Source organism: Mesorhizobium sp. P2_F5 (assembly GCF_056403715.1).
Map to the genome: position 1 here is coordinate 250,229 of NZ_JBFUEY010000001.1, position 26,136 is coordinate 276,364.

A 26,136-nucleotide genomic window follows, 5' to 3' on the forward strand; every position below is an offset into this window, starting at 1 on the left:
GGCACTCCAGGAGAAAATATGTCAGCTGCAAATCCCACTCGCGACGATTTCGCGAGCCTGCTCGAAGAATCATTTACCACCGGTCACTCCGGCGAAGGTCAGGTCGTCAAAGGCACGATCCTGGCGATCGAAAAAGACATGGCCATCATCGACGTCGGCCTCAAGGTCGAAGGCCGCGTGCCGCTGAAGGAATTCGGCGTCAAGGGCAAGGACTCGACGCTCAAGGTCGGCGACACGGTCGAGGTCATGGTCGAGCGCATCGAGAACGCGCTGGGCGAAGCCGTCCTGTCGCGCGACAAGGCCCGTCGCGAAGAGAGCTGGGTCAAGCTCGAAGAGAAGTTCACCAAGGGTGAGCGCGTCGAAGGCGTCATCTTCAACCAGGTCAAGGGCGGCTTCACCGTCGACCTCGACGGCGCCGTGGCCTTCCTGCCGCGCAGCCAGGTCGATATCCGCCCGATCCGCGATGTCTCCCCGCTGATGCACAACCCGCAGCCCTTCGAGATCCTCAAGATGGATCGCCGTCGCGGCAACATCGTGGTGTCGCGCCGCACCGTGCTCGAGGAAAGCCGCGCCGAACAGCGTTCGGAAATCGTGCAGAACCTCGAAGAAGGCCAGGTTGTCGAAGGCGTCGTCAAGAACATCACCGACTACGGTGCGTTCGTCGACCTCGGCGGCATCGATGGCCTGCTGCATGTCACCGACATGGCCTGGCGCCGTGTCAACCATCCGACCGAAATCCTCAACATCGGTCAGACGGTCAAGGTGCAGATCATCCGCATCAACCAGGAAACCCACCGCATCTCGCTCGGCATGAAGCAGCTCGAGAGCGATCCGTGGTCCGAGATCGGCACCAAGTTCCCGATCGGCAAGAAGATCAAGGGTACTGTCACCAACATCACCGACTACGGCGCGTTCGTCGAGCTGGAGCCGGGCATCGAAGGCCTCATCCACGTTTCGGAAATGTCGTGGACCAAGAAGAACGTGCACCCCGGCAAGATCCTGTCGACGACGCAGGAAGTCGACGTGGTGGTGCTCGAGGTCGATCCGGCCAAGCGCCGCATCTCGCTCGGCCTCAAGCAGACGCTCGAGAATCCGTGGCAGGCTTTCGCCTCGAGCCATCCGGTCGGCAGCCAGGTCGAGGGCGAGGTCAAGAACAAGACCGAGTTCGGCCTGTTCATCGGCCTCGAAGGCGACGTGGACGGCATGGTGCACCTGTCCGACCTCGACTGGACCCGTCCGGGCGAGCAGGTCATCGAAGAGTACAATCGCGGCGACATGGTCAAGGCGCAGGTGCTCGACGTCGACATCGACAAGGAGCGCATCTCGCTCGGCATCAAGCAGCTGGCCAAGGATACGGTCGGCGAAGCCGCGACTTCGGGCGAACTGCGCAAGAACGCGGTCGTCACCTGCGAAGTCATCGGCGTCAAGGATGGCGGTCTGGAAGTGCGGCTGGTCGACAGCGGCATCGAGACCTTCATCAAACGCTCCGATCTGAGCCGTGATCGCGACGAGCAGCGCCCCGAGCGCTTCACCGTCGGCCAGAAGGTTGACGCCCGCGTCATCGCCTTCGACAAGAAGACCCGCAAGCTGCAGGTCTCGATCAAGGCGCTGGAAATCGCCGAAGAGAAGGAAGCGGTCGCTCAGTACGGCTCGACCGACTCCGGCGCTTCGCTGGGCGACATCCTCGGCGCCGCGCTGAAGAAGCAGGGCAGCTAAGCCTCGGCTCCGCCGCGCCTTGCGCGCGGCCTGAACAAGAAACCCGCGGGCCGCAAGGCTCGCGGGTTTTTCATGTGCGGCCGGGTGGCACAAGACAAAGACCGTGCAACCCCTTCAACTCCACGCGCGCGGCTGTAGGGTCGCGCGTATGTGGAGGGTCGCACGGGAAGTCCTGCCCCTCGGCCAACAGAGAAGCATTGCGCATGAAGGTCGTCGAACTCCACCGCTATCCGGTCAAGAGCCTGCGCGGCCATGCCGTGCAGAGCGCCGACGTCGAGACCATGGGCATGGCCGGGGACCGCCGCTGGATGGTCGTCGAGAAGGACGGACAATTCCTCACCATTCGCCAGATACCGGCCATGACGACGATCGACGTCGAGCATCGCGGCACGGGCATCCTGCTGAAACATGAACGGCATGGCTCGCACGCCGTCGAGGCTCCAGGCCCCGATGCTGCGCTCCGCCAGGTCAAGATCTGGAAGGACATGGTTACAGCAAGATCGGGCGATCCGGCCGCCGGCGTCTATCTCTCGGCTATTCTTGGCCGGCCCGTCGATCTCGTCTATTTCGACGATCCGCGAAACCGGCCGGTCGATCCGGAATTCGGCCAGCCTGGCGACTACGTCAGCTTTGCCGATGGTTTTCCGTTGCTGATCGCCACGACGGGCTCGCTGGATCATCTGAACAGCCATCTTGCCAGACCCATCGAGATGGCGCGGTTTCGACCAAACATCGTCCTCGACGCGGAAGGCGCATGGCCCGAAGACCGCTGGAAGACGATCCGCATCGGCTCTGTCGAGATGCGGATCGCAAAGCCCTGCTCGCGCTGTGTCATCACCACCCGCGATCCGCGCAGCGGCGAGCAGCCGGACCCGCGTGAGCCGTTGCAGACGCTTGGCAAACTCCACCGCTCCGCCAAGGGCGGCATCATCTTCGGCCAGAATGCGATCCCCAACAACGCCGGGACGATCGCCATCGGCGATGCAGTCGAGGTCGTGGAGGCGGGCGTCTCGAACCTGACATAGTCGCGGGTTCTTCTAATGCCGTAGAGCGTCGGCGGCCGCCATGCTCGCCAGTTTGGCAAAGGCCGCTATTGGAAGCCAGACGATCGGAGGCCCCATGACTCGCATCGGTTTTGTCGCAGCATTCCTGTTGATCGGCACAGTGGCGGCGTCGGCGGCATTGCCGCCCTACTGGCAGCGCAAGGCCGAGATCAACGCCATCGCCGACAGTGGCGATGTTGCGCGCAGGCTGGAAGATCACGGCCCATCGACGCGATCGAGCATGTCGGAAACGACCACTACCAGGTGCGGGCCGGCTCCTGCGCGCTCGATGTGTTTATCGTCGACGACGCGAGCGCCGAACAGATGCCAGGCCCGCGCAAGTTCAAGCTGCAGGTTGGCAAGCTCGTCTGCAAATGAGCCGCCCCGCGGCGGCGCCTCCTCAGGCGCGGCCGTAGAGTGGCACCAGCGTGCCGCTCATCGCCAGATTGGCAGGTGATGCGAGATAGGCGATGGCTTCAGCGGCGGCTTCCAGGCTGACCCATTTGGTGACATCGGCATCCGGCATGTCGGCACGGTTGGCGGGCGTATCGAGCGTCGAGGGCGCGACCGCGTTGACCAGTATGCCCTTGTGCTTCAGCTCCTCCGCCATTGCTACTGTCATAGCTGCGACTGCGGCCTTGCTGGCGGTATAGGCGACCATGCCGGCACCGCGGCGCGGGTCGAGCCCGGCGCGCGCCGTCACATTGACGATGCGGCCCGCAGTAGCCGAGCCAAGCATGGAGCGCACCGCCGCGCGGCAGCACAGGAAGGCAGTGCGGGCGTTGGTGTCCATCATTTCAGCAAAGGATGCCGATTCGATCTTCTCGACAGGTGCTCCGGCAAAACCACCGGCGAGATGGATGGAGGCCCAGAGATCCGGAACGCTGTCATAGAAAGCATCGACCTTGGCCGGGTCGGCGAGATCGACATTATGCGCCAGCCGGACGCGATCGTCGGCCACGAAGGGAAAATGCGAGGGGGCCGACGCGTGCGCATTGGGCACATGGCAGATCGCGCCGTCGGCCAGCAGTTTGCCGACGACCGCTGCACCGAGCGCCCCGGTACCGCCGGTCACCACGATATGCTTTCCCTGAAGTGTTTCCGTCATCCTGGACGCTCCTGTCGTTTTTTATGATTATGTCTCGTTGTGCCGCGCCCGACGCAGAGCGTCGCGCCTTTTGCACGATCACTCAACCGCCATCTCGACATGGCAGTGTTGCGTCTTTGCATCGCTCGAAGCCGCCGGCCGGCCGCTTTGCCGGCGCATGGACGTACGGCACTCGGCAAAGCGTCAGTCGATGGTGATTTCGATGACGTAAGGCAGCCCGGTCGAGCGTGCTCGCTTGAGCGCATTCGCCAGGCCGCCGGTGCCGGCAAGCCGTTCGGCGGCAATGCCGTAGGCCTCGGCCAGCTTGCAGAAATCCGGCGGCGCCGGCGACACGCCGACCGGCTCGACGCCGACATCGAGCATCGAGGTCTCGATCTCGCGATAGCCTCTGTTGTTCCAGACGACGAAGATGACCGGCGCCGGTGCATCGAGCGCCGCACCAAGCTCCGGTAGGGTGAACTGGAAACCGCCATCGCCGGTGAGGCAGACCACAGGCACGCCGGGCATGGCGAGCGCCGCACCGATCGCAGCCGGCGGTCCGTAGCCGAGTGCGCCGAAGCCGGTGGCGGCGTTGAACCAGCCGCCCGGCCGGTCATGGTCGTAATAGAGGTTGGCGGCGTAGATCGGCTGTGTCGAATCGCCGACGATGATGGCGCCCGGCAAGGCATCGCGAATGGTTTCCACCGCATGCACCTGTGCCGCATAGGCGGGGCTAAGCTCGGCAAAGGCCGCCTCTCGCGACGCGGCGGCGCGCGCCTCACCGTCTTTCGCTGCGGGATGATCGGGGCCGGTCGCGTTAAGCAGAGCACGAAGAGCCTCGGCGCAATCGGCCTGGATGGCGACGCTCACCGGGCGGCGGGCGAGCTGGTCGGCGCCGATATCGATGCGGATCAGATTTGTCGGCAATACAAAGCCGCCGTCGCTATAGCCGTCATAGTCGGTCGGGCCGAATTCGGTGCCGGCGGCGATGACCAGATCGGCGTCGGCCATCAGCGCACGCACCGCTTTCAGGCTCGGGCTGGCGGGCACGCAAAGCGGATGCGCATGCAGCAGGCCGCGCGCATTGGCGGTCTGCACGACTGGCGCCCCAAGCCGCTCGGCCAGGCGCTGTAATGGCTCATCGGAGCGCTTGGCGCCGCCGCCGGCCAGGATCAGCGGCCGGCGCGCGGTGGCGATCAGCTTGGCGGCTTCGGCAATGGCCGCGCCATCCGGCGTCGGTGGCGCCGCGTTGGTGAGCGAAGCAGTGATGCCGTCGGCCGGTTTGACCATGACGTCGGTCGGGATCTCGATATGCACAGGCCCCGGGCGCGAGGACGAAAACAGGGCGAAAGCCTGCGCCAGCGCGCCGGGCAATTCGCTGGCCTCGGTGACGCGCTGCGAAAACAGCGCCACCTTTTCCATCATGCCGCGCTGGTCCGGCAGCTCGTGCAGGAAGCCCAGCCCCTTGCCCAGCGTCGGCATCGCGTTGACGCCCGAAATCACCAGCATCGGCACCGAATCGGCGCGCGCCTGGCCCATGGCGGTGATGGTGTTGGTCAACCCCGGTCCGGTGATGACGAAGGCGACGCCCGGCCTGCCGCTGGCGCGCGCATAACCATCAGCCATGAAGCCGGCGCCCTGCTCGTGGCGCGGTGTGACATGGCGGATTTTTGAGCGCGCCAGCCCACGGTAAAGCTCGACCGTATGGACGCCCGGAATGCCGAAGACGGTGTCGACGCCATGCGCTTCGAGCAGAGTGATCAGGGCTTCGCCGATGGTGGTCACTTGTCTTCTCCCTTTTCCGGCGCGAGGCCGAGCTCGGCCTCTATGGCTTTGACGCCAATCGTCGCCAATTCGCCAGGCGAGAACATCTCGCCAGCCAGGCAGCCTTCTACCCAGAGCCCGTCGAGGATCGCGTTGATCGCAATGGCATGGTGGCGCAGCTCATTTGCGTCCGGCCTGCGTTGTTCGGCGCCGAGCACTTCGGCCACGACTGCTTCCACCTCGTTGCGAAAGCCGAGATAGCCTTCGCGATGGGCGCGAGCCAGCGTCGGATCCGCGCCGGCGCGGCCGATGAAGGTTGCCCAGAGCGAAAACACCCGCGCGTCGATGATCGGCGCGTTGAGGTTGGCGGTGACGAAGGCCGCAAGGCGCTGGCGCGGCGAGGCGCCTTCCATGACCAATGCCGCCTTTGCCTGCTCGGTCATGCGGCCCATCAGCGTCGCGTAGGCTTCCTGCAGCAATTCTTCCTTGCCGGGGAAATAGTGCCGGATTAGCCCGGCGGTGACGCCAGCGCGCAAAGCGATGGTGCGCAGGCTGGCGCCCTCCAGGCCATGTTCCGCCACGCTGTCCAGGGTCGCGTCGATCAAATCCTGCCGCCGCCGCTCCTCGCCCTCGCGGCGGAACTTGCGGCGCTCATTCATTGGCGCAGGATGGGCCGTGTCAGGCATGTCGGCCCTCCTTCGCAGGCGATGCAGAGCGCGTCCGCCTCGAAGAGTTCAACCGTGCAGCCGGCTGCCTCCATCGCAGCCTTGGTCTTGGGAAAGCCTGCGACGGCAATGACCTTGTGCGGGCTGGTTGGCAGCACGTTCAGGCTGAGGCCATTTGACGCGGCAAACTCTTCGGCGTCGCCTTCGACCAGCCGAATGCCGCGCGCCTTCAGCAACTGATAGAACGGCGCCGGCAAAAGCGGCGAATAGACCAAAGCGAGGTCGTCAGCCAGCGGGCTGATCACCGACATCAGATGCAGGCACGCCTCCTCGCCCTGCCACAGCGGCAGATCGAAGCCGTAGACGGAAATGCCCAGCGGCGTCAGCAGGTTGGACACCTGCTGGATGCCTTCCTGGTTGGAGCGCACACCGCGCCCGATCACCAGCGTGCGGGCGTCCAACCACACGCAATCACCGCCTTCGACCTGGCCGGGAGCCTGGACGCGGCCGAGGATAGGAATACCCAGGCGTATGTAGGTTTCCTCATGCAGCGATGGCTCCCTGGCGCGCAATGGCTTGCCCATGGACAGGATCAGCGCGCCGCGGTCGGTCATCAGCGACGGGTCGTGGGTGAATACCGAATCCGACAGTCCGTCGGCCTTGTCATCGATCCATTCGATGTCGGCGCCGGAAGCTGCCACCAGTTCAGCGAGGGCCGCGTGTTGCGACGCCGCTTTCGCCGGGTCGAAACCTGGGCCGTAGTGCCAGGTAGCGCTGTCGGCGCCGCGCATGGCATTGGCCGCCGACCGCATCAGCACACGCCGCAACGGCGCCGCCATGGACTGTGATCCGAAAGCGCTCATCAGTGCCCTTTTCCAGGTGAAAAAAATGGAAGAAATTTCATCGAAAGCTATTTATACACTTGCACAATAAGGCTGCAAGTGCCGTAATGAGCGGGATTGACGGGCTCGCGCCGTTGGGTCCATGCTGAAGTCTGGAGTGGGCATTACAGCGTATGTTGATTAGCCGGATAGACGTTCGACGATCTGCGGCCGACCCTGTGGTAGAGGTCGCCCGGTGAGCGCGGTGGGAGCCGCCGCAGTCCAATCCGGCAAGGCGCAGAATAGCGCCGCCGAAGCCATCCATGTCGAGAACCTGCACAAGAAATTCGGCCAGCTGCATGTGCTGAAGGGCGTTTCGCTGTCGGCGCGCGACGGCGAGGTGATCGCCATTATCGGCGGCTCGGGCTCCGGCAAATCGACGCTCTTGCGCTGCATCAACTGCCTGGAAAATCCAACCAGCGGCATCATCCGCGTCAATGGCGAAGAGATCAAACTCAAGGCCGACAGCCACGGTCATACCGTTCCCGCCGATCGCCGGCAGATCGAACGCATCCGCTCCAAGCTCGGCATGGTGTTCCAGAACTTCAACCTGTGGAGCCACATGACGCTGATCGAGAACGTCATCGAAGTTCCGGTGCATGTTCTGGGCGTCAAGCGCGACGTCGCGATCAGGGAAGCCGAAAAGTTGCTGGCACGCGTCGGCCTCGCCGAAAAGCGCGACGTCTATCCGGCCTATCTCTCCGGCGGCCAGCAGCAGCGCGCGGCGATTGCCCGCGCGCTCGCCATCAACCCGCGCGTCATGCTGTTCGACGAGCCGACATCGGCGCTCGACCCGGAACTGGTCGGCGAGGTGCTGAAGGTGATCGGCGACCTGGCGCGCGAGGGCCGCACCATGGTGCTGGTCACCCATGAAATGAAATTCGCCCGCGAGGTCGCGACCCATGTCGTCTACCTCTGCAACGGGCTGGTCGAGGAAGAGGGGCCGCCGGAGCAGATCTTCGGCGCACCGAAATCCGAAAGGCTGAAGCAGTTCATCCGCAACATCGGCTAGAAAGCCGGGACGGAAGAAAACCGGGAACCAACAACAAACTGGGAGTCGTGAAAATGAAGACTGTTCTGAAAACATTTGCCGCAGCCCTGCTGCTCGGCGTCGCCGCCATGGGCGTGGCCAAGGCCGATCCGGTCAAGATCGGCGTCGCCGCCGAGCCCTATCCGCCCTTCACCTCGCCGGATGCCTCAGGCAAATGGGTCGGCTGGGAAATCGACTTCATCGACGCCGTGTGCGCTGAAGAAAAGCTCGACTGCGTCATCACGCCTGTCGCCTGGGACGGCATCATCCCGGCGCTGACGACCAAGAAGATCGACCTCATCGTCTCCTCTATGTCGATTACCGCCGAACGCGAGAAGACGATCGACTTCTCGGACAAGTACTACAACGCGCTGCCGGCGATCATCGGCCCGAAGGACCAGAAGTTCGGCGCGACGCCGGACGACCTCAAGGGCAAGGTCATCGGCGTCCAAGTGTCGACCACACACGCGGTGTACGCCAAGAAGCACTTCACCGGGGCGCAGGAAATCAAGGAATACCAGACCCAGGACGAAGCCAACCAGGATCTCGCTGCCGGCCGTCTCGATGCGGTGCAGGCCGATTCGATCGCGCTTGTGGAATACCTCAAATCGGACCAGGGCAAGGCCTGCTGCGACCTGAAGGGCATGGTTGCGCCGGACCTCGAAGTCCTCGGGCCAGGTGTCGGCGCCGGTGTGCGCAAGGAAGACACCGAGCTGAAGGACAAGATCAACGCCGGCATCAAGGCCATCCGCGCCAACGGCAAATATGCCGAGATCACCAAGAAATATTTCGATTTCGACATCTACGGCGACGAACCACAGTCGAACTGACATCGTCCACGCATTGAGCAGAAACCGCTGACAACAATGGACAGCGGCTGACGCCAGCAATTCGGGGGCGACGCTGATCGACGCACTTCTTTCGGCCTCCGCGGCCGGTATCATCGAGCTTCTTTCGCCCAATCCGCCCGGCTGGGGCGGCACGCTTCTGCTTGGGCTGCTCCATTCGATCGAGATCGCGGTCGGCGCCACGGTCCTCGGTCTGCTGATCGGCACCGGTGGTGCCTTTGGCAAGCTCTATGGCGGCCCGGTGGTGCGCGACCTCCTGGCGGTCTACACCACCGTCGTGCGCGCCGTTCCGGAGCTGGTGCTGATCCTGCTGCTCTACTATGCCGGCACCGATCTGATAAACCAGGTGCTGGCAGCACTCGGCTACCAGCGCATCGACATCAGCGGACTTGCCGCCGGCATCGCCGTGCTCGGCTTCGTCCAGGGCGCCTATTCGACCGAGGTGATCCGCGGCGCCATCCTGGCGATACCGCAGGGCCAGATCGAAGCTGCCCGCGCCTACGGCATGTCGCCCGGCCTGATGCTGCGGCGCATAACGCTGCCGGCGATGCTGCCCTTCGCCATACCGGGCCTCGCCAATCTGTGGCTGATCGCCACCAAGGACACCGCCCTTCTGGCGGTTGTCGGTTTCTACGAACTGGCGCTGGCGACGAGGCAGGCGGCGGGCGTCACCAAAGCCTATTTCACCTTCTTCGTCGCCGCGGGCGTGCTCTATCTCATTCTGTCGCTGGTCTCCAACCTGCTCATCGGCCGCGTCGAGGCATGGTCGCGGCGCGGCATGCCTTCGCTCAAGGATGCGCGTTGATGGCCGGCGAAGCGACCCTCATCAACGCCGCCGCGCGGACGTCGCTATGGCTGCAGCCGCATCGCATCGTACTGATCCTGATCGCAATCGCGCTGGTTCTCGGTGCAGCCTTCTTCATGCGCTGGGACTGGCTGCCGCAATATTATGAGATGGGACTTCTCGGCATCTGGCGCTCGCTGTGGATCCTGGCCGTCACCTGCTTTCTCGGCTTTCTGCTCGCCGTGCCGCTCGGACTGGCGCAGGCCGCGGGCTCGTTCTGGTTCGCCGCCCCCGCCAAGACATTCTGCACCGTCATCAGGGGCACGCCGCTGCTGATCCAGCTGTGGCTGCTCTATTACGGGCTGGGCTCGCTGTTTCCGCAATATCCTTGGATCCGTGAGTCCTGGATGTGGCCATATCTGCGCCAGGCCTGGCCCTATGGCGTGCTGGCGCTGACCTTGTCCTTCGCCGGTTACGAGGGCGAGGTGATGCGCGGCGCCTTTGCCGGCGTGCCCAAAGGTCAACTCGAAGCCGCCCGCGCCTTCGGCATGAGCCGCTGGAAGATTTTCCGCCGCATCTGGCTGCCGCAGGCCATCTACCGGGCGCTGCCGACGCTGACCGGTGAAACCGTGCTGCAATTGAAGTCGACACCGCTGGTGGCGACGATCAGCGTCATCGACATCTTCGCTGTCTCGTCCAAAGTGCGGCAGGACACTTATCTCACTTACGAGCCCTTGCTGCTGCTGGCGCTGATCTACATGATCATCACCGGCATACTGGTGTTTGCCTTCAGCAAGATCGAGGCGCGGATTCCGAACAAGATCGGTTAGAGGCACCACGCTGATCGGCAGACCGCAAGCGCGGAGATATCAGCCGCTTTTCTTGCAGTTGCGGACGATTTTCAACACCACCGCTGCCGCTAGTGCTGCTAGACCAACTGGCGCAAATTCAGATTCCACAATCGCAGGACGCCATGATGCAACTCAGTCTCGACCAGGCAACAGGGCTGTGCCGGATGGCAGCACTTGGCGCCGGCGCCAATGAAGAGGCGGCGCAGTCGCTCACCGCCTCGATCATAGCCGCCGAGGCGGAAGGGCTGTCGACGGTCGGGCTGACGCATTTCATCGATTACCTCGAAGCGCTGGAAGCCGGCCGCATCGACGGCAATGCCGATCCGGTGATCACCAGGCCGGCGCTCGCCGTCTATCTCTCCGATGCACGCGGTGGGCTGGCGCATACCGGCTTCGACCGCACCATCGACGACCTCGCCAAGGCGGCAAAGCTTTTCGGCGTCGCCATCTTCTCGCAGAAGAACGCCTATACATGCGGCGCGCTCGGCTATTTCACCGGGCGTCTGGCGCAACTGGGATTGGTTTCCTTCGCCGCCACCAACGGGCCGGCCGTGCTGGCCGGCTCCGGCTCGGTCAAGCCGGTCTATTGCACCAACCCGATGTCGTTTGCGGCACCCGCCGCCGACGGCGCGCCGTTGGTCATCGACCAGTCGTCGAGCGCCACCGCCTTCGTCAACATCCGCAAGGCGGCCGAGGACGGCAAGAAAATCCCCGAAGGCTGGGCGCTGGATGTCAGCGGCAACCCGACCACCGATCCGGCCGCCGCCATGAAAGGCGCCATGCTTGCCTTCGGCGGCCAGCGCGGCGCCAACATCGCGCTGATGGTCGAAGTGCTGGCGGCCGGCCTGTCGGGCGCCAACTGGTCGCTCGACGCACCCTGGTTCACCGGCGGACCGGACAGCCCGGGAACCGGCCTGTTCGTGCTCGCCGTCGAGCCAAAACTGCTCGATCCCGATTTCGAGCAGCGCATGAAGGACCAGCTCGACCGGCTGCGTCGGCGCTTCGGCGTGCACGTGCCAGGTCGCGCCCGCGCCGAAGCAGCCGAGAAGGCGCAGGCCCGCGGCATCAATGCCCCCAAGGCGGTGGTGCAGCGCATTTCCGAATTCGCCGAGCGCTATTCGGGCTGAAGCAGTCCTCCGCAACGAATTTTTCCGCGACCTGGCTGAACCTTTCTGCCGATCGCAGCGACCCATAGCTGCCGGGTTGGGTTTGCCCGGTCGGTGTCTTCTGTCGGATGCGTTTAGGGCCGGGGCGGGCGTACGCCGTCTCAGGTCAGCCGCCTCGAGCCCTGTCTCGACCGTTGCGTCACCCGGAAAACCCCGCTTCGGCGGGGTTTTCTGCGTTTCGTGCTCCGTGCGCTAAACATGATGGTGAAAGTTAACTTTTGTTAACTTGACTTGATGGGAGGCATCGGGCGTTTGCGAGGGGTCATCTCAACAACAGGAGCTACGATGTCCGTAACCACCGACGCTTCCCACGGCAGACTGATCATCCCGGTGTTTGGCCGCCTGTATTCGTTGTTGCATGACGGCGTGGAAACCCTGCTTCGCGTCGTCGCCGGTGGGTTCCTCACCATCCACGGCTCGCTGAAGATCACCGATCCGTTCGGCGCCGCCGAGATGGTCGAAGGCCTCGGTTTCTACCCCGGCGCGTTCTGGTCGTTGCTTTTGTCCTGCACCGAATTCTTCGGCGGCATTTTGATCGCCATCGGCCTGCTGACCCGGCCTGCCGCCTTCGCCGGCATGGTCGTGCTTCTGGTCACCGTCTGGTTCCACTGGATCACTGTCGGCCAGGGCTTTTCGGGCGCCGAAAAGTCGCTGTTGTGGGCGACGATCCTGCTGTTCTTCGTCGTCCGCGGCGGCAATCGCCAGTCGGTCGACGCGCGGGTCGGCAAGGCATTCTGAAGGTTCGAAAGCAGGGCGACAGCGACGACGCGTCGCCCTTTGCCTTTGGCCCAAAACGGACTATGAAACGGCTTCAGCCAAGCTTTCGAGCGCCGGAGCCAGCCATGACCGAAATCCTGCAGATCCCCAAGCTCGTGGTCGTCTTCGGCGGCTCTGGCTTCGTCGGCCGCCACATCGTGCGGGCGCTGGCCAAGCGTGGCTACCGCATCCGGGTGCCGGTGCGCCGGCCCGACCTCGCGGGACATCTGCAGCCGCTTGGCAATGTCGGCCAGATCCAGCCGGTGCAGGCCAATGTGCGCGTGCGCTGGTCGGTCGACCGCGCCGTGCAGGGCGCCGACCACGTCATCAATCTGGTCGCCATCCTGCATGAGAGCGGCCGGCAGAAATTCAACACCGTGCACGAGTTCGGCGCCCGCGCCGTCGCCGAAGCCGCGCGCTCGGTCGGCGCCGGTCTCACCCATATTTCGGCGCTGGGCGCCGACCTCAACGCCGAGTCCAACTATGCCCGCACCAAGGCACTCGGCGAAAAGGCCGTGCTGGAGACGATCGCCGACGCCGTCATCTTCCGGCCGTCGATCAATTTCGGACCGGAGGACAGCTTCTTCAACCGCTTCGCCGACATGGCGCGCTATTCGCCGGTGCTGCCGCTGATCGGCGGCGGCCAGACCAAGTTCCAGCCGGTCTATGTCGGCGACGTCGCCGAGGCGGTGGCGCGTTCGGTCGATGGCAAGATCAAGGGCGGTCAGGTCTACGAGCTCGGCGGGCCGCAAGTGCTTACCTTCAAGCAGTGCATGGAAGAGCTGCTCACCGTCATCGAACGCAAGCGGCTGCTGGTGCCGGTGCCGTGGTGGGTGGCCAATCTGCAGGCCTCGTTCCTCGGCCTGCTGCCCAATCCGCTGCTGACCAAGGACCAGGTGCTGCAGCTGCGCGAGCACAACATCGTCTCGGAGGAGGCCAACAAGACCAACCGGACGCTTGCCGGTCTCGACATCCAGCCGCAATCGATCGGCACCATCCTGCCAAGCTATCTCTGGCGCTTCCGCGCCGCCGGCCAGTTCCAGCGCAAGCCCGGAGGTATCGCTAACTAAGGCGTCGCGTCAAACGCGCCGGGTCACCTGCATGGGCAGGCCGCCCTGCGGCTGCGTCGTCAGCTTCTGCACCGGCCACGGCTTCGTTTCCGCCGTCGCATCGAAGCGGAAGCGCGACAGCATGATGGCCAGCGCGATGATCGCTTCCTGCATGGCGAAGCTGGCGCCGATGCAGATGCGCGGACCGGCGCCGAACGGCAGATACTGGAAGCGGTCGATCTTCTCGCGGTTTCCCGGATGGAAACGCTCCGGCATGAAGGCGTCGGGCCTGTCCCACAATTTTCTGTGGCGGTGCACGACCCAAGGCATAACCAGCACGGCGGCGCGCTTGGGCAGCACCAGATCGTTCCACGTCTCCGTCTCGATAGGCTCGCGGTTGATCGACGGCGCCGGCGGATAGAGCCGCAGCGCCTCCTCGAAGGCGGCGCGGGTGAACGGCATGGCGTCCAGCCACTTCGTCGGGTCGGGTTCGCGCGCCAGCACGGCATCGATCTCGCGCTCGATCCTTTCGCGCTCCCATGGCGCTTCGGCGAGGCAGTAGAGCGTCCAGCCAAGCGCCCGCGCCGTCGTCTCGTGTCCGGCGCCGATGAAGGTGATGATGTTGTCCTCGACCTCGGCCCGCGTCAGCCCGTCCGGCCCCTCGGCCCGCAGCAGCAGCGTCAGGAAATCCTGCGGCGCGGTGTCGGGGTCGCGCTTCAGCCGCTCTTCGCGTATCTTGACCGTGTCGGTGACGATCTTGCGGAAATAGGCCATGGTCTTGCGGCCGCGGATGCGGGTCAGCCGCGGCAGCCATTCGGGCGCGCGCAACAGATCCAGCGGATCGACGCGGCCCATGGTTTCGAACAGCCGATCGATCTCCTGCGCGAAACTGCCGGGCTCGCCTGAAATCTCGCCGGAAAACAGCGTTTCGGCCAGAATATCGTAGGTAAGCAGCGTCATGTCGTGGGCGATATCGGACATGCCGCCACTCTCGTAGCGGGTGACGAACTGCATCGTTCGGCGCAGCATCGGTTCGGCGAAGCCGAAGATATGGCGCGGCGTGAACACCGGCGCCATCGCCTTGCGTGAGCGCTTCCACACCTCGCCTTCGGCGGTCAGCAGGCCGTCGCGCAGGATCGGGCGCAGGATCATCTGGCGCACCGTCGCCATCTTGTAGTTCTTGGCGTTGTCGATCAGCACGTGGCGGATGAGGCCGGGATCGTTGGCGACGATCAGATGCCCGCCGACGCCATTCGCCGAAATCCACGGTTCGTTGTAGGTGTGCTCGCCCCACAGTTCGAGCGGGTTGCGGTAGACGATCCGCATCATCTCCAGCGTCGAAGGCGGCGTCGTGCGCGGCTTGGGCGCCGGCGGCACGAAGGGGACGGGCTGCGTGTCCATGAGGTACTCCGCTGATGCCTCAATGTAGTGACTGGCAATCGGGGCGTCCATGTGACCGATGGGTAGGCCCACACGCGGTTGCCAATGAACTGTAAGGACAGTCTGTTCATCCTATCGTGACCGCGCGCGAAAGTTTTGCGCCTTGTCCATCCGCGCAATTCTGCCGTAGTGACCAACAGATACTGCCAATCGCCAGGAGAGCCCGCCTTGAAACACCAGCTGAACATCATCATCGGCAGTACGCGGCCGGGACGCGCCGGGCCGGTCTTCGCCCACTGGCTGGAGGGTTTTGCCCGCGAGCACGGCAAATTCGAGCCGGTGCTGACCGACATTGCGGCTTTCCAGCTGCCGGTTCTGGACGAACCGCACCACCCCAGGCTCGGCAATTACCAGAACGACCACACCAAAGCCTGGTCGAAGGCCATCGATGCCGCCGACGCCTTTGTGTTCGTGGCGCCGGAGTACAATTATTTCGTCGCGCCGGCGATCGTCAACGCCGTCGATTACCTGTTGCGGGAATGGAAATACAAGCCAGCCGGCATCTTCAGCTATGGCGGCGTCTCCGGCGGCCTGCGCGCCGCGCAAGCGCTGAAGCCGCTGCTGACCTCGGTCGGCATCATGCCGATCCCCGAAGGTGTCGCGCTGCCACTGTATCAGAAACTGCTGGAGAGCGACGGCTCCTTCCTGGCTAGTGAGCAGGTACAGGGTGGAACCAAGACCATGCTGGACGAGCTGTCGCGCTGGAGCGACGCGCTGAAGCCGATGCGGGTTGCGTAAAGTGTTGGCAGGTGGCGCGACATCGCAGTTCTTGAGATATTCGATAATAAACCCGAAGATCCCGTAGCACTCGTGGCTACATATTGTATTTTCCCCTCAACTCATTAAGCTCGATGTTGCTGGGGGGCAAAATGACTGGTCGGGCTGCCGAAAGGTTTCTACGTATTCTCGGTGCTGGCAACAATGCTGCCGGCACATTCACCGAGCGGTCGATACGCGCACCGCAAGACCGGTCGGATGTGAAGGCACTGGACCAGGGACGCGCCGACGAGATCGCTGGACTGGCAACCGAGGCCCTTTCCATTGCCGTCGAGTCTTCCGGCATGGAAAGCCTGCCCCAGAACGAAGGCATGACCAAAGTTCTGGCCGACGGCAAAAGGGGCCTCGGCAAACTAGGACAAGACGGCGACGCAGCCATCCTGACCACGGACGAGACCGTCGGGCTGGAGGCGATCGTCATCGCCACCGGTCAACGCCCTTCGCTCGCGCTGACCGATTGCGGCCTGGATTTCGCCGACGCCCGGCTCGGTATCTGGCATGATGCCACCACCGCCTTTGCCGGTGCGATCTCGAAAGTCTGCAGTTCCGTTGGCCGGATCAACCTTGGAGGAAACCATGTCGGAACTGGGTTCGCCATCGGCCCCGGCCTGGTGCTGACCAACCGGCATGTACTGCAGGACATCGCCGTTGCGGACGAGAACGGTAAATGGCGTCTGCAGGAACAGGCGGGCATCGACTTTGGCGGCGAGAACGCGGCGGTGCCGGTAAAACCATTCGCTCTGGCCGAGCTGGTTCTGACGACCGCAGCCACAATCGACCCTGCCAAAATCGACTTTGGAAAGATCGATCTGGCGGTTCTGCGCTGCGAGGTCGGCGACCGCGCCTTTCCAGAACGGCTCAGCCTGGAAAGCCAGCAGAGCGATGTGATCGAGGGCCGCGACACCTACGCGATCGGCTTTCCGGGAAAACCGCGTCCGGGCGCGGAACCCTTCAGCCTGTTGAAAGCCATGTTCGACTTCAAGTTCGGCGTCAAACGCTATTCGCCAGGGCAAATCGAGCACGCGCATCTGGACACCGATCCCAAACAAACGGTGTTCAGCCATGACTGCACGACGCTTGGCGGCAGTTCAGGCTCGGCCATTGTCGACCTCGGGGAAGACGGGCTGCGCGTCATCGGTCTGCATTTCGGCGGCAATCCGAAGATCGGCAATTATGCGCATTCGGTGGCGGCGATCCGCACCCTGCTTTCGGACTTTGCTTCATATCTGGAGAGCTGAGGAAAGCACGCATGAGCCAAGGCACAAAAGGAGACGGCGCACATCCCAGCCGCAAGGCGCTGCTGGTCGGCAACAGTGCGTATGTCGACCCGGCCATAACGCCGCTCCTGGCACCCAGAACCGATATCGAGAAACTTGGCGCGCTGTTGTCCGACCCCGCGATCGGCGGGTTCGATGTCGCCCCGCCGCAACTCGACATCAGCGCCGATGAATTCAGGCTGGCGATCAGCAATCTCTTCGCCGACGCCAAAAAGAACGATCTGCTGCTGCTCTATTTTGCCGGACATGGCGTGCGGGACAATAACGGCCGGCTCTATCTGGCGGTCAGAAAGACCCAGATCAAGCGGCTGAACGCCACCGCTCTGCCGGCCCAGTTCATCCTCGATGAAATGTCCAAATCGGCATCCCGCCGCAAAGTGCTGATCCTCGATTGCTGTCATGCCGGCGCCGTGTTCGAAGACGGAACGTTGCGGGCGCGCAGCGCTGCCTATGACGCTGGTCTGGTGCGCGACAGTTTTCTGCCGGTAGGCACCGGCACCTACATACTGGCGGCGTCACAATCGGGGCAAAGCGCGTTCGAGGAGATCGATCCGGAAACCAAGACCGCAAAGTCGATCTACACCGGCCTGATCGTCGATGCGATTTCCACGGGGAATGCCGCTCCCGACAGCAAGGACATCACGGTCTCCGACATCCACGACTACATTCGCGAACACCGAAATCGCGATGGTGTGGAGACGACCCCTGAGCTGACCGTATTCAACCAGAGCGACACTCTGGTTCTGTGCAGCAATCCGAATGTGCGCAAGCCGCTGGATCAGCGTCTGCTCGACCAGTTGGTCAGCCAGAACCTCACCGAGCGCAACTTCGCCATCGATCAGCTGATAAAGGTTCTGGGCGGAAAGGATGCCTATCAGGCCGGACTTGTTCAGACTGCCTTCGAGGGCCGCCTTAATACTGACCCGCAGGGCAAGGAACGGGATTTTGAGCTGCGGGACAAACTGCAGGCAGCTCTCGACGTTTATTTGGCGCGGGTCCAACCGGCACCGTCCCTTGTTGACCAACAGAATACTGGCGTCAGCAGTGCGGAAGCCACCGCGAACGTCGTAGGCAAGGGAGTTGCACAGCCCTCAACCAAGAAGAGCGAGCTTAAGGCTTCGGAACAAGACGCAGTTCCAGCCAATCCGCCACCGCGGTGGTCATGGAAACGACGAATCGGGATCGCGATGCTGTCGCTGGCGGTTCTGCTCTATCTCGGCCTGGTAGCGGTTAACATCGGCGATCAGCGGGGGGACTATGAGCTGACGTGGGGTAATGTTATCCGCCTCGCACGTCTGGGCTCCCCCGTGCTTAAGGAGGTCGTCGTGGTCCTGCCGCAGCCGACGCCACCGGCACCGGATGACGACGATCCTGATCCGGAGCCGCCCAAGCCCAAGGCCGGCCCGATTGAAAGTCTTGCGTTGGGAAAATGGCGCGTCTTACTGTTTTCTGTATCAGATTGCGATGTTGCTAAATCATACGCGACAAATATCCGGAGAATGATTCAGAGACGTGTCGATTTCACAAGATTCTCCAAACAAGACCCGTACAATCTGGTGATCGACACGGGGAGCGATGACAGCCTCGCCGAGCAATTGTTTACTGAAATGAGAGGAAAGCTTATCGCCGATAGAGAGTTCGGCTATAAACTTCTCGACAGCAAAGTCGTTGAGAACCCCGGCGAATATGCCGACTACAGCTGCCTGTCCGAGGATCAAGCTACGGAATTTAACCTTGCGAGTTTGATATCGGATTTTACTGGCCCAGACAGAATTGAGAGTGGCAACAGGATCGTTGATCTGTATGCCAAAACGGTCAATAAGGCCACGAAGGACATGATTTCAGAGAAACTGATCGACGAGATCACTCCTCGCTCAGGACGACGAGTCACGGTCGATGGCGCCACGTATGCGGCGAGAACTCTTTCCCTGCTCAGGCCGTGTTTTAATTACAATCGGCGCGTGGCGGACGTTACGTCCATGATGGGGTTGCCTGACACTGCAAAATTCTTCACCTTCTGGGAGGCCGCCGAAGCTAATTTCTGCAAGCCTGGCAACTAGGTTGATATATCTCCGTCCTTAGGCGGCTTTTAGACCCAGACTTGCCCTCGCCACAAACCGATGGAATGGTCGGCAAACGACTGAGCCGGGGGCGGTTCGACTTGCGGTTTTTGTTTGCCTTGCTGCTGATGCTTGCGACCACCGCTACTGTGGTGGCGGAGCGGCGCGTGGCGCTGGTCATTGCCGATGACGACTACCGGCTGGTGCGGCCGCTGGCCAATCCGGTCAACGATGGCGAGGCGATGGAAGCGGCGCTGAAGAAGCTCGGCTTCGAAGTCGTTCTCGAAACCAACCGCGATCTCCGGCGTATGCGCCGCGCACTCGACGATTTTCGCGAAGACGCCAAGGGCGCCGATGTGGCGCTGGTGTATTTTTCCGGCCACGGCGTCGAGATATCCGGCGACAACCGGCTGTTGCCGGTCGACGCCGACGCCTCCTCGCTCGACCAGCTGGAGAAGACCAGCCTGCCGCTGGAGGAGGTGCGCGACGCGGTTGCCGACACGGCAAAGGTCGGGCTGATCGTGCTCGACGCCTGCCGCAGCGATCCGTTCACGGTCGGCAGTGGCGACGGACGCGGCGCGACATCGCTGATCAAGGATCTGGTGGACAAGATCAAGCCGGGCCTCGGGCGCGTCGGCAAGGCGGAAAACATCCTGTTCGCCTTTTCGGCGGCGCCCGGCGAGACGGCCGCCGACGGTACCGGCGCAAACTCGCCCTTCACGGCGGCGCTGACCAAATATCTCGGCACCGACGGCCTCGAGATCCGCTCTGTGCTGACGCTGGTGCAGCAGGAGGTCTATGACCTCAGCCGCGGCAAGCAATTGCCCTATGTCGAGAACGGCCTGCCGAAGCTGTTCTTTGCCTCGGCGGCCAAGGAGCAATTGCCGGAGCGCGAGCGGCTGCTGCTTGCCATGGCCGACGTCACGCCGGAAATGCGCGGCGCGGTCGAGCGGATCGCCAGCGACGCCGATATGCCGCTGGCGCCGCTTTATGGCGCGCTGATCAGCACCGACACCAGCCATCTCTCCGGCGAAAGCCTGGACGCCAAATTGCGCGAGGCTGCCGACGCCTTCGTCAAGGTGCGCGACGACATGAGGACACTTGCCGCCGATGATCCGACGGTGACGGAGCTGCGCCGCCAGGCCGAGGAGCAGTTGTCGCTCGGCGCCTTCGATGGCGCACGCGCGATCCTTGCCAAGGCCGCCGACATCGACAATGTCTCGCGCAACACATTGAAATCCAAATTCGTCAGCCGCACCCTTTCCGAGGCCGCGACGCGGTTTCTGTCAGGCGGCGCGGCGCGCGCCGGGCTCGACTATGCTACCGCCATCAAGGACTATGAAACGGTGCTGTCGCTCTACGGCGAGGCCGGGCAGACTTCGCTCAGCCTGGAACAGGCCGACCGCCAGAGCCGCACGATGGAGGAACTCGGCATCCTCTACACGACGGTCGGCAATGTCGAAGCAGCCGGCCGCGCCTTTACGGCACTGCTGGCCAACCTCGAGCAGCGGTCGCGTCAGGAAACCGACCCCAGCGTCAAACGCGATCTCGCCATCGGCCATATCAAGTTTGCCAACATCAAGATGGAGCAAGGCGACCTGCCGGCCTCCCTGCAAAACTATGAGGCGGCCCGGGACATGCTGCAGGATCTGACTGCAAGGGTTCCGGACAAAAAAGCCTGGCTCGGCGATCTGGCCATGGCCAACGACAAGATCGGCAATGTGCTGGCGACGCAAGGCGATGTGGGTGCGGCGGCCCAAGCCTATCAGCAAAGCTTGGCGATCAAGCAGCAATTGGCCGATGCGGAGCCGAACAGCGCCTATCTGCTGCGCGACCTGACCATTACCTATGACGAAATCGGCGATCTTGCCCGCACCGCCGGCCAGCTCGACGGCGCCCAGACGGCATTCGAAGAGAGCCTGAGAATTCGGCTGGCGCTGGCGCAGAACAACCCCGATGACCCCAAGCACCAGCGCGCTGTCTCCGTCAGCTACACCAGGATCGGCGACGTTCTGCGCGAGCGAGGCGACGCTGCCGGTGCGCTCGACGCCTACAACAAGAGCCAGGTGATCGCCGAAGCGCTTGTGCGCCGCGACTCAAACGACACCGATTTGAAGCGCGACCTGTCGGTCGGTTACGCCAAGATCGGCAAAGCTTACAGCGACCAGAAGGATTGGCCGCTCGCGCTGGAGTCCTTCCAGCAGGCGCTGGCCACGGCGCGCGACCTTGCCACCATCGATCCCGGCAACACGGACTGGCAGCGCGACCTGTCGGTGTGTCTCGAACAGGTCGCCGAGGTGCTTAGGGAGCAGGGCGATGCCGGCGGTGCTCTGCAAAACTATCAGGATAGTCTTGCTATAGCCGACCGGCTGGCCAAGCTCGATCCTGCCAATTCGAACTGGCAACGCGATATGTCGATCACCCTGCAAAAGATCGGCTATCTGGAAACCGACCGACGTCACTTTGAGGGTTCCAAGGCGGCCTTCGAAGCCAGCCTCGCCATTGCCCAGAAATTGGCCCAGTCCGATCCGGACAATGCGGTCTGGCAAATCGATCTGGCGCGCGCCTACGTCGCCTATGCCTATGTGGCGAGGGATCCGAAGGCGGCGCTCACCAAGGCGCTGAAGCTGACGCAGGACCTTGACAATACGGGCCGGCTGGCGCCCGGAGACAAATTCATGATCAAATATCTGCGCAACCTTCTGGCTCATTCCAACGCCCGGAAAAAATAGCCGGCTGCCAGGTGGGGATTCGGTCCCGAAATCCCCGCAAACCTTGGAAAAACCGCCTTTAGCGCCTATATCTAAGCCATATCAGAGGCGCGATTCGGGGCCGATTTTTCGCGCTGTAAAAACGGCATCTAGACAACAGGTTTTCATGAGCGACCAGACCGAGAACACCAACGGCGTCGAAGCCGAATACGGCGCCGATTCCATCAAGGTTTTGAAGGGGTTGGACGCCGTCCGCAAGCGGCCGGGCATGTATATCGGCGACACCGATGACGGCTCGGGTCTGCATCACATGGTCTATGAGGTGGTCGACAACGCCATCGACGAGGCTTTGGCCGGCCATGCCGACCTCGTCACGGTGACGCTCAATCCCGACGGTTCGGTCACCGTTATCGACAATGGCCGCGGCATTCCGACCGATATCCACACCGGTGAGGGCATTTCGGCGGCCGAAGTGATCATGACGCAGCTGCATGCCGGCGGCAAATTCGACCAGAATTCCTACAAGGTGTCGGGCGGCCTGCACGGCGTCGGCGTCTCGGTGGTCAACGCGCTGTCGGCCTGGCTGAAGCTGAAAATCCGCCGCAACGGCCAGATTTTCGAAATGAGCTTCACGCATGGCAATTCGGATGCGCCGCTCAAGGCCACCGGCAGCTACGAGCAGAACAAGCAGCCCGGTACCTATGAAGGGCGCAGCGGCTCCGAGATCACCTTCTTTCCGTCGTCCGAGACCTTCACAATGGTCGAGTTCGATTTCGGCACGCTGGAGCACCGGCTGCGCGAACTTGCCTTCCTGAATTCGGGCGTGCGCATCGTTTTGACCGATGCCCGCCATGCTGACGTCGTGCGCCACGAGCTGCACTATGATGGCGGCCTGGAAGAGTTCGTCAAATATCTCGACCGGGTCAAGAAACCGCTGATCGACAAGCCGATCGCCATCAAGGCCGAGCGCGACGGCATTACCGTCGAAGTGGCGATGTGGTGGAACGACAGCTACCACGAGAACGTGCTGGCCTTCACCAACAACATACCGCAGCGCGACGGCGGCACCCATCTGGCTGGCTTCCGCGGCGCGCTGACGCGCCAGATCACCGGCTATGGCGAGTCCTCGGGCCTGACCAAGAAGGAAAAGGTGGCGCTGATCGGCGACGATTGCCGCGAGGGCCTGACGGCGGTGCTGTCGGTCAAGGTTCCCGATCCGAAATTCTCCTCGCAGACCAAGGACAAGCTGGTCTCGTCAGAGGTCCGCCCGGTGGTCGAAGGCCTGGTCAACGAGGCGCTCGGCACATGGCTGGAAGAACACCCGACCGAGGGCAAGGTGGTCATCGACAAGGTGATCCAGGCGGCTGCGGCGCGCGAAGCCGCGCGCAAGGCGCGCGATATCACCCGCAAGAGCTCGCTCGGCGTCACCTCGCTGCCCGGCAAGCTGGCCGACTGCCAGGAACGCGACCCGGCGAAATCCGAAATCTTCATCGTCGAGGGTGACTCGGCCGGCGGCTCGGCCAAGGGCGGCCGTTCGCGGCAGAACCAGGCGATCCTGCCGCTGCGTGGCAAGATCCTCAATGTCGAGCGCGCGCGCTTCGATCGCATGCTCGGCTCCGAGATGATCGGCACGCTGATCACCGCGCTCGGCACCTCGATCGGCAAGGACGAGTTCAACGCCGACAAACTGCGCTATCACAAGATCATCCTGATGACCGACGCCGACGTCGACGGCGCCCATATCAGGACCTTGCTGCTCACCTTCTTCTTCCGGCAGATGCCGGAGCTGATCGAGCGCGGCCATCTCTACATCGCCCAGCCGCCGCTCTACAAAGTGACGCGGGGCAAGAGTTCGCAATACATCAAGGATGAAAGCGCCTTCGAGGAGTTCCTGATCGGTTCGGGGCTGGAAGAGGCGTCGCTGACGCTTGCCTCCGGCGAAGCGCGAGCCGGACAGGATCTGCGCGGCTCCATCGATGATGCGCTGGCGGTGCGCCAGCTCATCAACGGGCTGCACACGCGCTACAACAGAGGCGTGGTCGAACAGGCGGCGATCGCCGGCGCGCTCAATGCCGACGTGCTGAACGACCTCGGCCGCGCCAACGCCATGGCCGAACGCGTCGCCCAGCGCCTCGACATCATTGCCGAGGACACCGAGCGCGGCTGGACCGGCCGGCTGTCGACCTCCAATGAAGGTGTCGGCGGCTACGTGTTCGAACGCACGGTGCGCAGCGTCAAGGAATTCGCGCAGATCGACGCCGGGCTGATCAATTCGGCCGACGCCCGCCAGATCGACCGCTATGCGCCGCGCCTGACAGAGGTCTATGGCGAGCCGCCGGTGCTGCGCCGCAAGGATGTCGCCGAAACCATTTCGGGGCCGCTGGCGCTGCTCAACGCGGTGTTTGCGACCGGCCGCAAGGGCCTGACCATGCAGCGCTACAAGGGCCTTGGCGAGATGAATGCCGAGCAGCTGTGGGAAACCACGCTCGACCCGAATGTGCGCTCGCTGCTGCAGGTCAAGGTCAATGATGCGACCGATGCAGACTCGCTGTTTTCGAGGCTGATGGGCGACGAGGTCGAACCACGGCGCGAATTTATCCAGGACAACGCCCTGTCGGTGGCCAATCTGGATATTTGACGCCGGGCGCCTTGCCGCCGGAGCAGAGCTCCGGGGTTAGGCTTTTGGTTCCAGCTTGCGGCCGAGGTCGACAGCGTCGCGCAGCACTTGCAGATGCGAGCGCGGCGTGGCGCCTACAGGCGGCGCGACCTCGCTGCCGGTTGCCGTCGATGACCAATAAAGCGTGTGGGTAAAGACGCGGCCGAGCGAGCCCTTGAGCTCGACCTGGATGTTTTCGACGCCGGGGCCGAAATTTTCCGTCATCGGTCCGGAAATCGGATCACCTGTCGCCCAGCCATTGCCGCGATCGAAGACGTTGGTCCAGCGCGTTGCCGCGAACACCGCGCCATGATGCACCGCGCGCTGCGCCTTGCCTGCGGGGCTGTGTCCTTCCTGATAAAGCACGGTGCCGCCGGCCTGGCCGCCGTCGGCAATCGGCGGGCAGGCCGAGAACAGCCGCTCGGCAAGGCCGCGCCTGAATTCGGCGAGATTGTAGGTCACCAGGAATTCGCTATGAGACAGCGGACTGCCAAGCGTGACGAAATCACTGATCTTCCACGGCAGCGGGTGGTCGGCGTCTTTGGTTCGGAGCTGCCGGTACAGCGCCCACTGGCCGCGTCGAAAACCGGCGAGATCCCCAAGGCTCGCGGGCCACGTCGAGCCATCGGAACCGAGCGTTGCCTTGTCGCTGGCCTCGACCGCTTCCAGTTTCGCCTTGTCCCGGACGGCTTCCAGTTTTCGTGGCCGGAACTCAGACCACAAGATCTGCAGCAGGTCGTAAGCGATGATCGACCCCAGGCTGTGCGAGACCAGCACGATGCGGTCGTAGCGGTCGTCGGTCATGAGCGTCTTGAGCAGCGTCAGGCCGCGGTCGCGGATCAACGCGCGCTTCTCGACCGTTCCCGCCTCGGCGCGCACATAAGCGGCGACGTCGCCGAAATAGGGCAGCGCGAACTGGTCGACCGCCCAGATGACAAGAGAAGCGAAAGCGGTGACCACAAGGCCGGTGGTCACGGTTACGGCCTGTTGCCAGACCGATGTCGCCAGCGCCAGCGCCGCGCCGAGAATCAGGATGACGATCAAAAGCGTGGCGACATAGAGCTTGCGGGCGTCGGGTGGGATGTCGGCGGGCTTGCGCCACAACAGGTTCGTCACCCAGGCGGCCAGCCGGCCACGCGTCGTGCCTTGCGTGATGTCGGCCCAATAGAGCTCGTAGAAATCGGTGCGGCGCCCATCGACATCGTAAGGCGTGGTGATGCGACGCAGCTCATGCGACTTGGTCCGGCTGTCGGGCGTGATCCAGCTCTGGTTGATCGTGGTGCCGGGGGCAGCCGGATCAGGGATCTGGGCATAAGGCGGAGCGCGGGTCGGGTCGCCGCTCCAGACCGCCTGAACAAAGCCGCGCAGCGTATCCATCGGCCGCTGCTCGCCCATGCCATGCACGATCACAACCGCCTGGCTGGGCTTGTGCGAGGCTTTTTTGGAAGCCGGCGATTTGACAGCTTTGGGCACCAACGTCTCCGTTGACGGTAATCCCGCCGACAGGACGGGAAGGCATCATCGTAACGCTGAAACCGCCGTCTGGCCAAGAAAAAGCCCGACATGGAGCCGGGC

20 protein-coding genes are annotated in these 26,136 nt (G+C 63.3%); 14 read left to right on the forward strand and 6 right to left on the reverse strand.

What is annotated here, in order from left to right; all coding sequences use genetic code 11:
• The first annotated feature begins 18 nt into the window (after positions 1–18).
• Together rpsA and AC1DYO_RS01210 are read left to right on the forward strand one after the other, a co-directional pair.
• Complete coding sequence (gene rpsA, locus AC1DYO_RS01205; protein WP_112563700.1) at positions 19–1,716, forward strand: 30S ribosomal protein S1; 1,698 nt, start codon at positions 19–21, stop codon at positions 1,714–1,716.
• Between the two features lie 203 nt (positions 1,717–1,919).
• On the forward strand, positions 1,920–2,741 hold the full coding sequence (locus AC1DYO_RS01210; RefSeq protein ID WP_477259510.1) for an MOSC domain-containing protein: 822 nt from the start codon (positions 1,920–1,922) through the stop codon (positions 2,739–2,741).
• Positions 2,742–3,159: 418 nt separating this feature from the next.
• Here AC1DYO_RS01210 and AC1DYO_RS01215 read toward each other — a convergent pair whose 3' ends face one another.
• The 4 genes from AC1DYO_RS01215 to AC1DYO_RS01230 all read right to left on the reverse strand — a co-directional run bounded on the left by AC1DYO_RS01215 (position 3,160) and on the right by AC1DYO_RS01230 (position 7,138).
• On the reverse strand, positions 3,160–3,867 hold the full coding sequence (locus AC1DYO_RS01215) for an SDR family NAD(P)-dependent oxidoreductase (protein WP_477259512.1): 708 nt from the start codon (positions 3,865–3,867) through the stop codon (positions 3,160–3,162).
• Positions 3,868–4,050: 183 nt separating this feature from the next.
• On the reverse strand, positions 4,051–5,631 hold the full coding sequence (locus tag AC1DYO_RS01220; protein ID WP_477259514.1) for a 5-guanidino-2-oxopentanoate decarboxylase: 1,581 nt from the start codon (positions 5,629–5,631) through the stop codon (positions 4,051–4,053).
• Complete coding sequence (locus tag AC1DYO_RS01225; protein ID WP_477259516.1) at positions 5,628–6,296, reverse strand: TetR family transcriptional regulator C-terminal domain-containing protein; 669 nt, start codon at positions 6,294–6,296, stop codon at positions 5,628–5,630. Before AC1DYO_RS01225 ends, AC1DYO_RS01220 begins: the two co-directional genes overlap by 4 nt.
• Positions 6,266–7,138, reverse strand: a complete 873-nt coding sequence (locus AC1DYO_RS01230) for a dimethylarginine dimethylaminohydrolase family protein (protein ID WP_477259518.1) — start codon at positions 7,136–7,138, stop codon at positions 6,266–6,268. The genes AC1DYO_RS01225 and AC1DYO_RS01230 overlap by 31 nt, the downstream gene beginning before the upstream one ends.
• A gap of 214 nt (positions 7,139–7,352) precedes the next feature.
• Between AC1DYO_RS01230 and AC1DYO_RS01235 the strand changes: the two genes are divergently transcribed.
• The 7 genes from AC1DYO_RS01235 (at position 7,353) to AC1DYO_RS01265 (ending at position 13,661) form a co-directional block, all read left to right on the forward strand.
• Positions 7,353–8,168, forward strand: coding sequence for an ABC transporter ATP-binding protein (locus AC1DYO_RS01235; RefSeq protein WP_477259520.1), 816 nt, complete (start codon positions 7,353–7,355; stop codon positions 8,166–8,168).
• A gap of 53 nt (positions 8,169–8,221) precedes the next feature.
• A complete protein-coding gene (locus AC1DYO_RS01240; protein ID WP_477259522.1) occupies positions 8,222–9,016 on the forward strand; it encodes a transporter substrate-binding domain-containing protein in 795 nt (264 codons plus the stop codon).
• 109 nt (positions 9,017–9,125) lie between these two features.
• On the forward strand, positions 9,126–9,839 hold the full coding sequence (locus AC1DYO_RS01245) for an ABC transporter permease (protein ID WP_477259872.1): 714 nt from the start codon (positions 9,126–9,128) through the stop codon (positions 9,837–9,839).
• On the forward strand, positions 9,839–10,648 hold the full coding sequence (locus AC1DYO_RS01250; protein ID WP_477259524.1) for an ABC transporter permease: 810 nt from the start codon (positions 9,839–9,841) through the stop codon (positions 10,646–10,648). The genes AC1DYO_RS01245 and AC1DYO_RS01250 overlap by 1 nt, the downstream gene beginning before the upstream one ends.
• A gap of 146 nt (positions 10,649–10,794) precedes the next feature.
• Positions 10,795–11,796 (forward strand): Ldh family oxidoreductase, encoded by a 1,002-nt coding sequence (locus AC1DYO_RS01255; RefSeq protein ID WP_477259874.1) that lies wholly within the window; start codon positions 10,795–10,797, stop codon positions 11,794–11,796.
• Positions 11,797–12,120: 324 nt separating this feature from the next.
• Positions 12,121–12,573: a DoxX family protein gene (locus tag AC1DYO_RS01260; protein WP_477259526.1), complete on the forward strand. Its 453-nt coding sequence runs from the start codon at positions 12,121–12,123 to the stop codon at positions 12,571–12,573.
• A gap of 104 nt (positions 12,574–12,677) precedes the next feature.
• Positions 12,678–13,661: a complex I NDUFA9 subunit family protein gene (locus tag AC1DYO_RS01265; protein ID WP_477259528.1), complete on the forward strand. Its 984-nt coding sequence runs from the start codon at positions 12,678–12,680 to the stop codon at positions 13,659–13,661.
• Positions 13,662–13,670: 9 nt separating this feature from the next.
• Here the strand turns inward: AC1DYO_RS01265 and AC1DYO_RS01270 are convergent, their stop codons facing one another.
• Positions 13,671–15,041, reverse strand: a complete 1,371-nt coding sequence (locus AC1DYO_RS01270; RefSeq protein ID WP_477259530.1) for a cytochrome P450 — start codon at positions 15,039–15,041, stop codon at positions 13,671–13,673.
• 207 nt (positions 15,042–15,248) lie between these two features.
• Here AC1DYO_RS01270 and AC1DYO_RS01275 point away from each other — a divergent pair, with 207 nt between their 5' ends.
• The 5 genes from AC1DYO_RS01275 to gyrB all read left to right on the forward strand — a co-directional run bounded on the left by AC1DYO_RS01275 (position 15,249) and on the right by gyrB (position 24,543).
• Complete coding sequence (locus tag AC1DYO_RS01275; RefSeq protein WP_477259532.1) at positions 15,249–15,818, forward strand: NADPH-dependent FMN reductase; 570 nt, start codon at positions 15,249–15,251, stop codon at positions 15,816–15,818.
• Between the two features lie 131 nt (positions 15,819–15,949).
• On the forward strand, positions 15,950–17,095 hold the full coding sequence (locus AC1DYO_RS01280; protein WP_477259534.1) for a trypsin-like serine peptidase: 1,146 nt from the start codon (positions 15,950–15,952) through the stop codon (positions 17,093–17,095).
• Positions 17,096–17,106: 11 nt separating this feature from the next.
• Positions 17,107–19,194 (forward strand): caspase family protein, encoded by a 2,088-nt coding sequence (locus AC1DYO_RS01285; protein ID WP_477259536.1) that lies wholly within the window; start codon positions 17,107–17,109, stop codon positions 19,192–19,194.
• A 101-nt stretch (positions 19,195–19,295) separates the two neighbouring features.
• Positions 19,296–21,926 carry a caspase family protein gene (locus tag AC1DYO_RS01290; protein WP_477259538.1) on the forward strand — a complete coding sequence of 877 codons (2,631 nt, stop codon included), beginning with the start codon at positions 19,296–19,298 and terminating at the stop codon, positions 21,924–21,926.
• 145 nt (positions 21,927–22,071) lie between these two features.
• Positions 22,072–24,543 (forward strand): DNA topoisomerase (ATP-hydrolyzing) subunit B, encoded by a 2,472-nt coding sequence (gene gyrB, locus AC1DYO_RS01295; RefSeq protein WP_477259540.1) that lies wholly within the window; start codon positions 22,072–22,074, stop codon positions 24,541–24,543.
• Positions 24,544–24,579: 36 nt separating this feature from the next.
• On the opposite strand, the gene AC1DYO_RS01300 is transcribed toward gyrB, so the two are convergent.
• Complete coding sequence (locus AC1DYO_RS01300; RefSeq protein WP_477259542.1) at positions 24,580–26,034, reverse strand: hypothetical protein; 1,455 nt, start codon at positions 26,032–26,034, stop codon at positions 24,580–24,582.
• Positions 26,035–26,136: the final 102 nt, after the last annotated feature.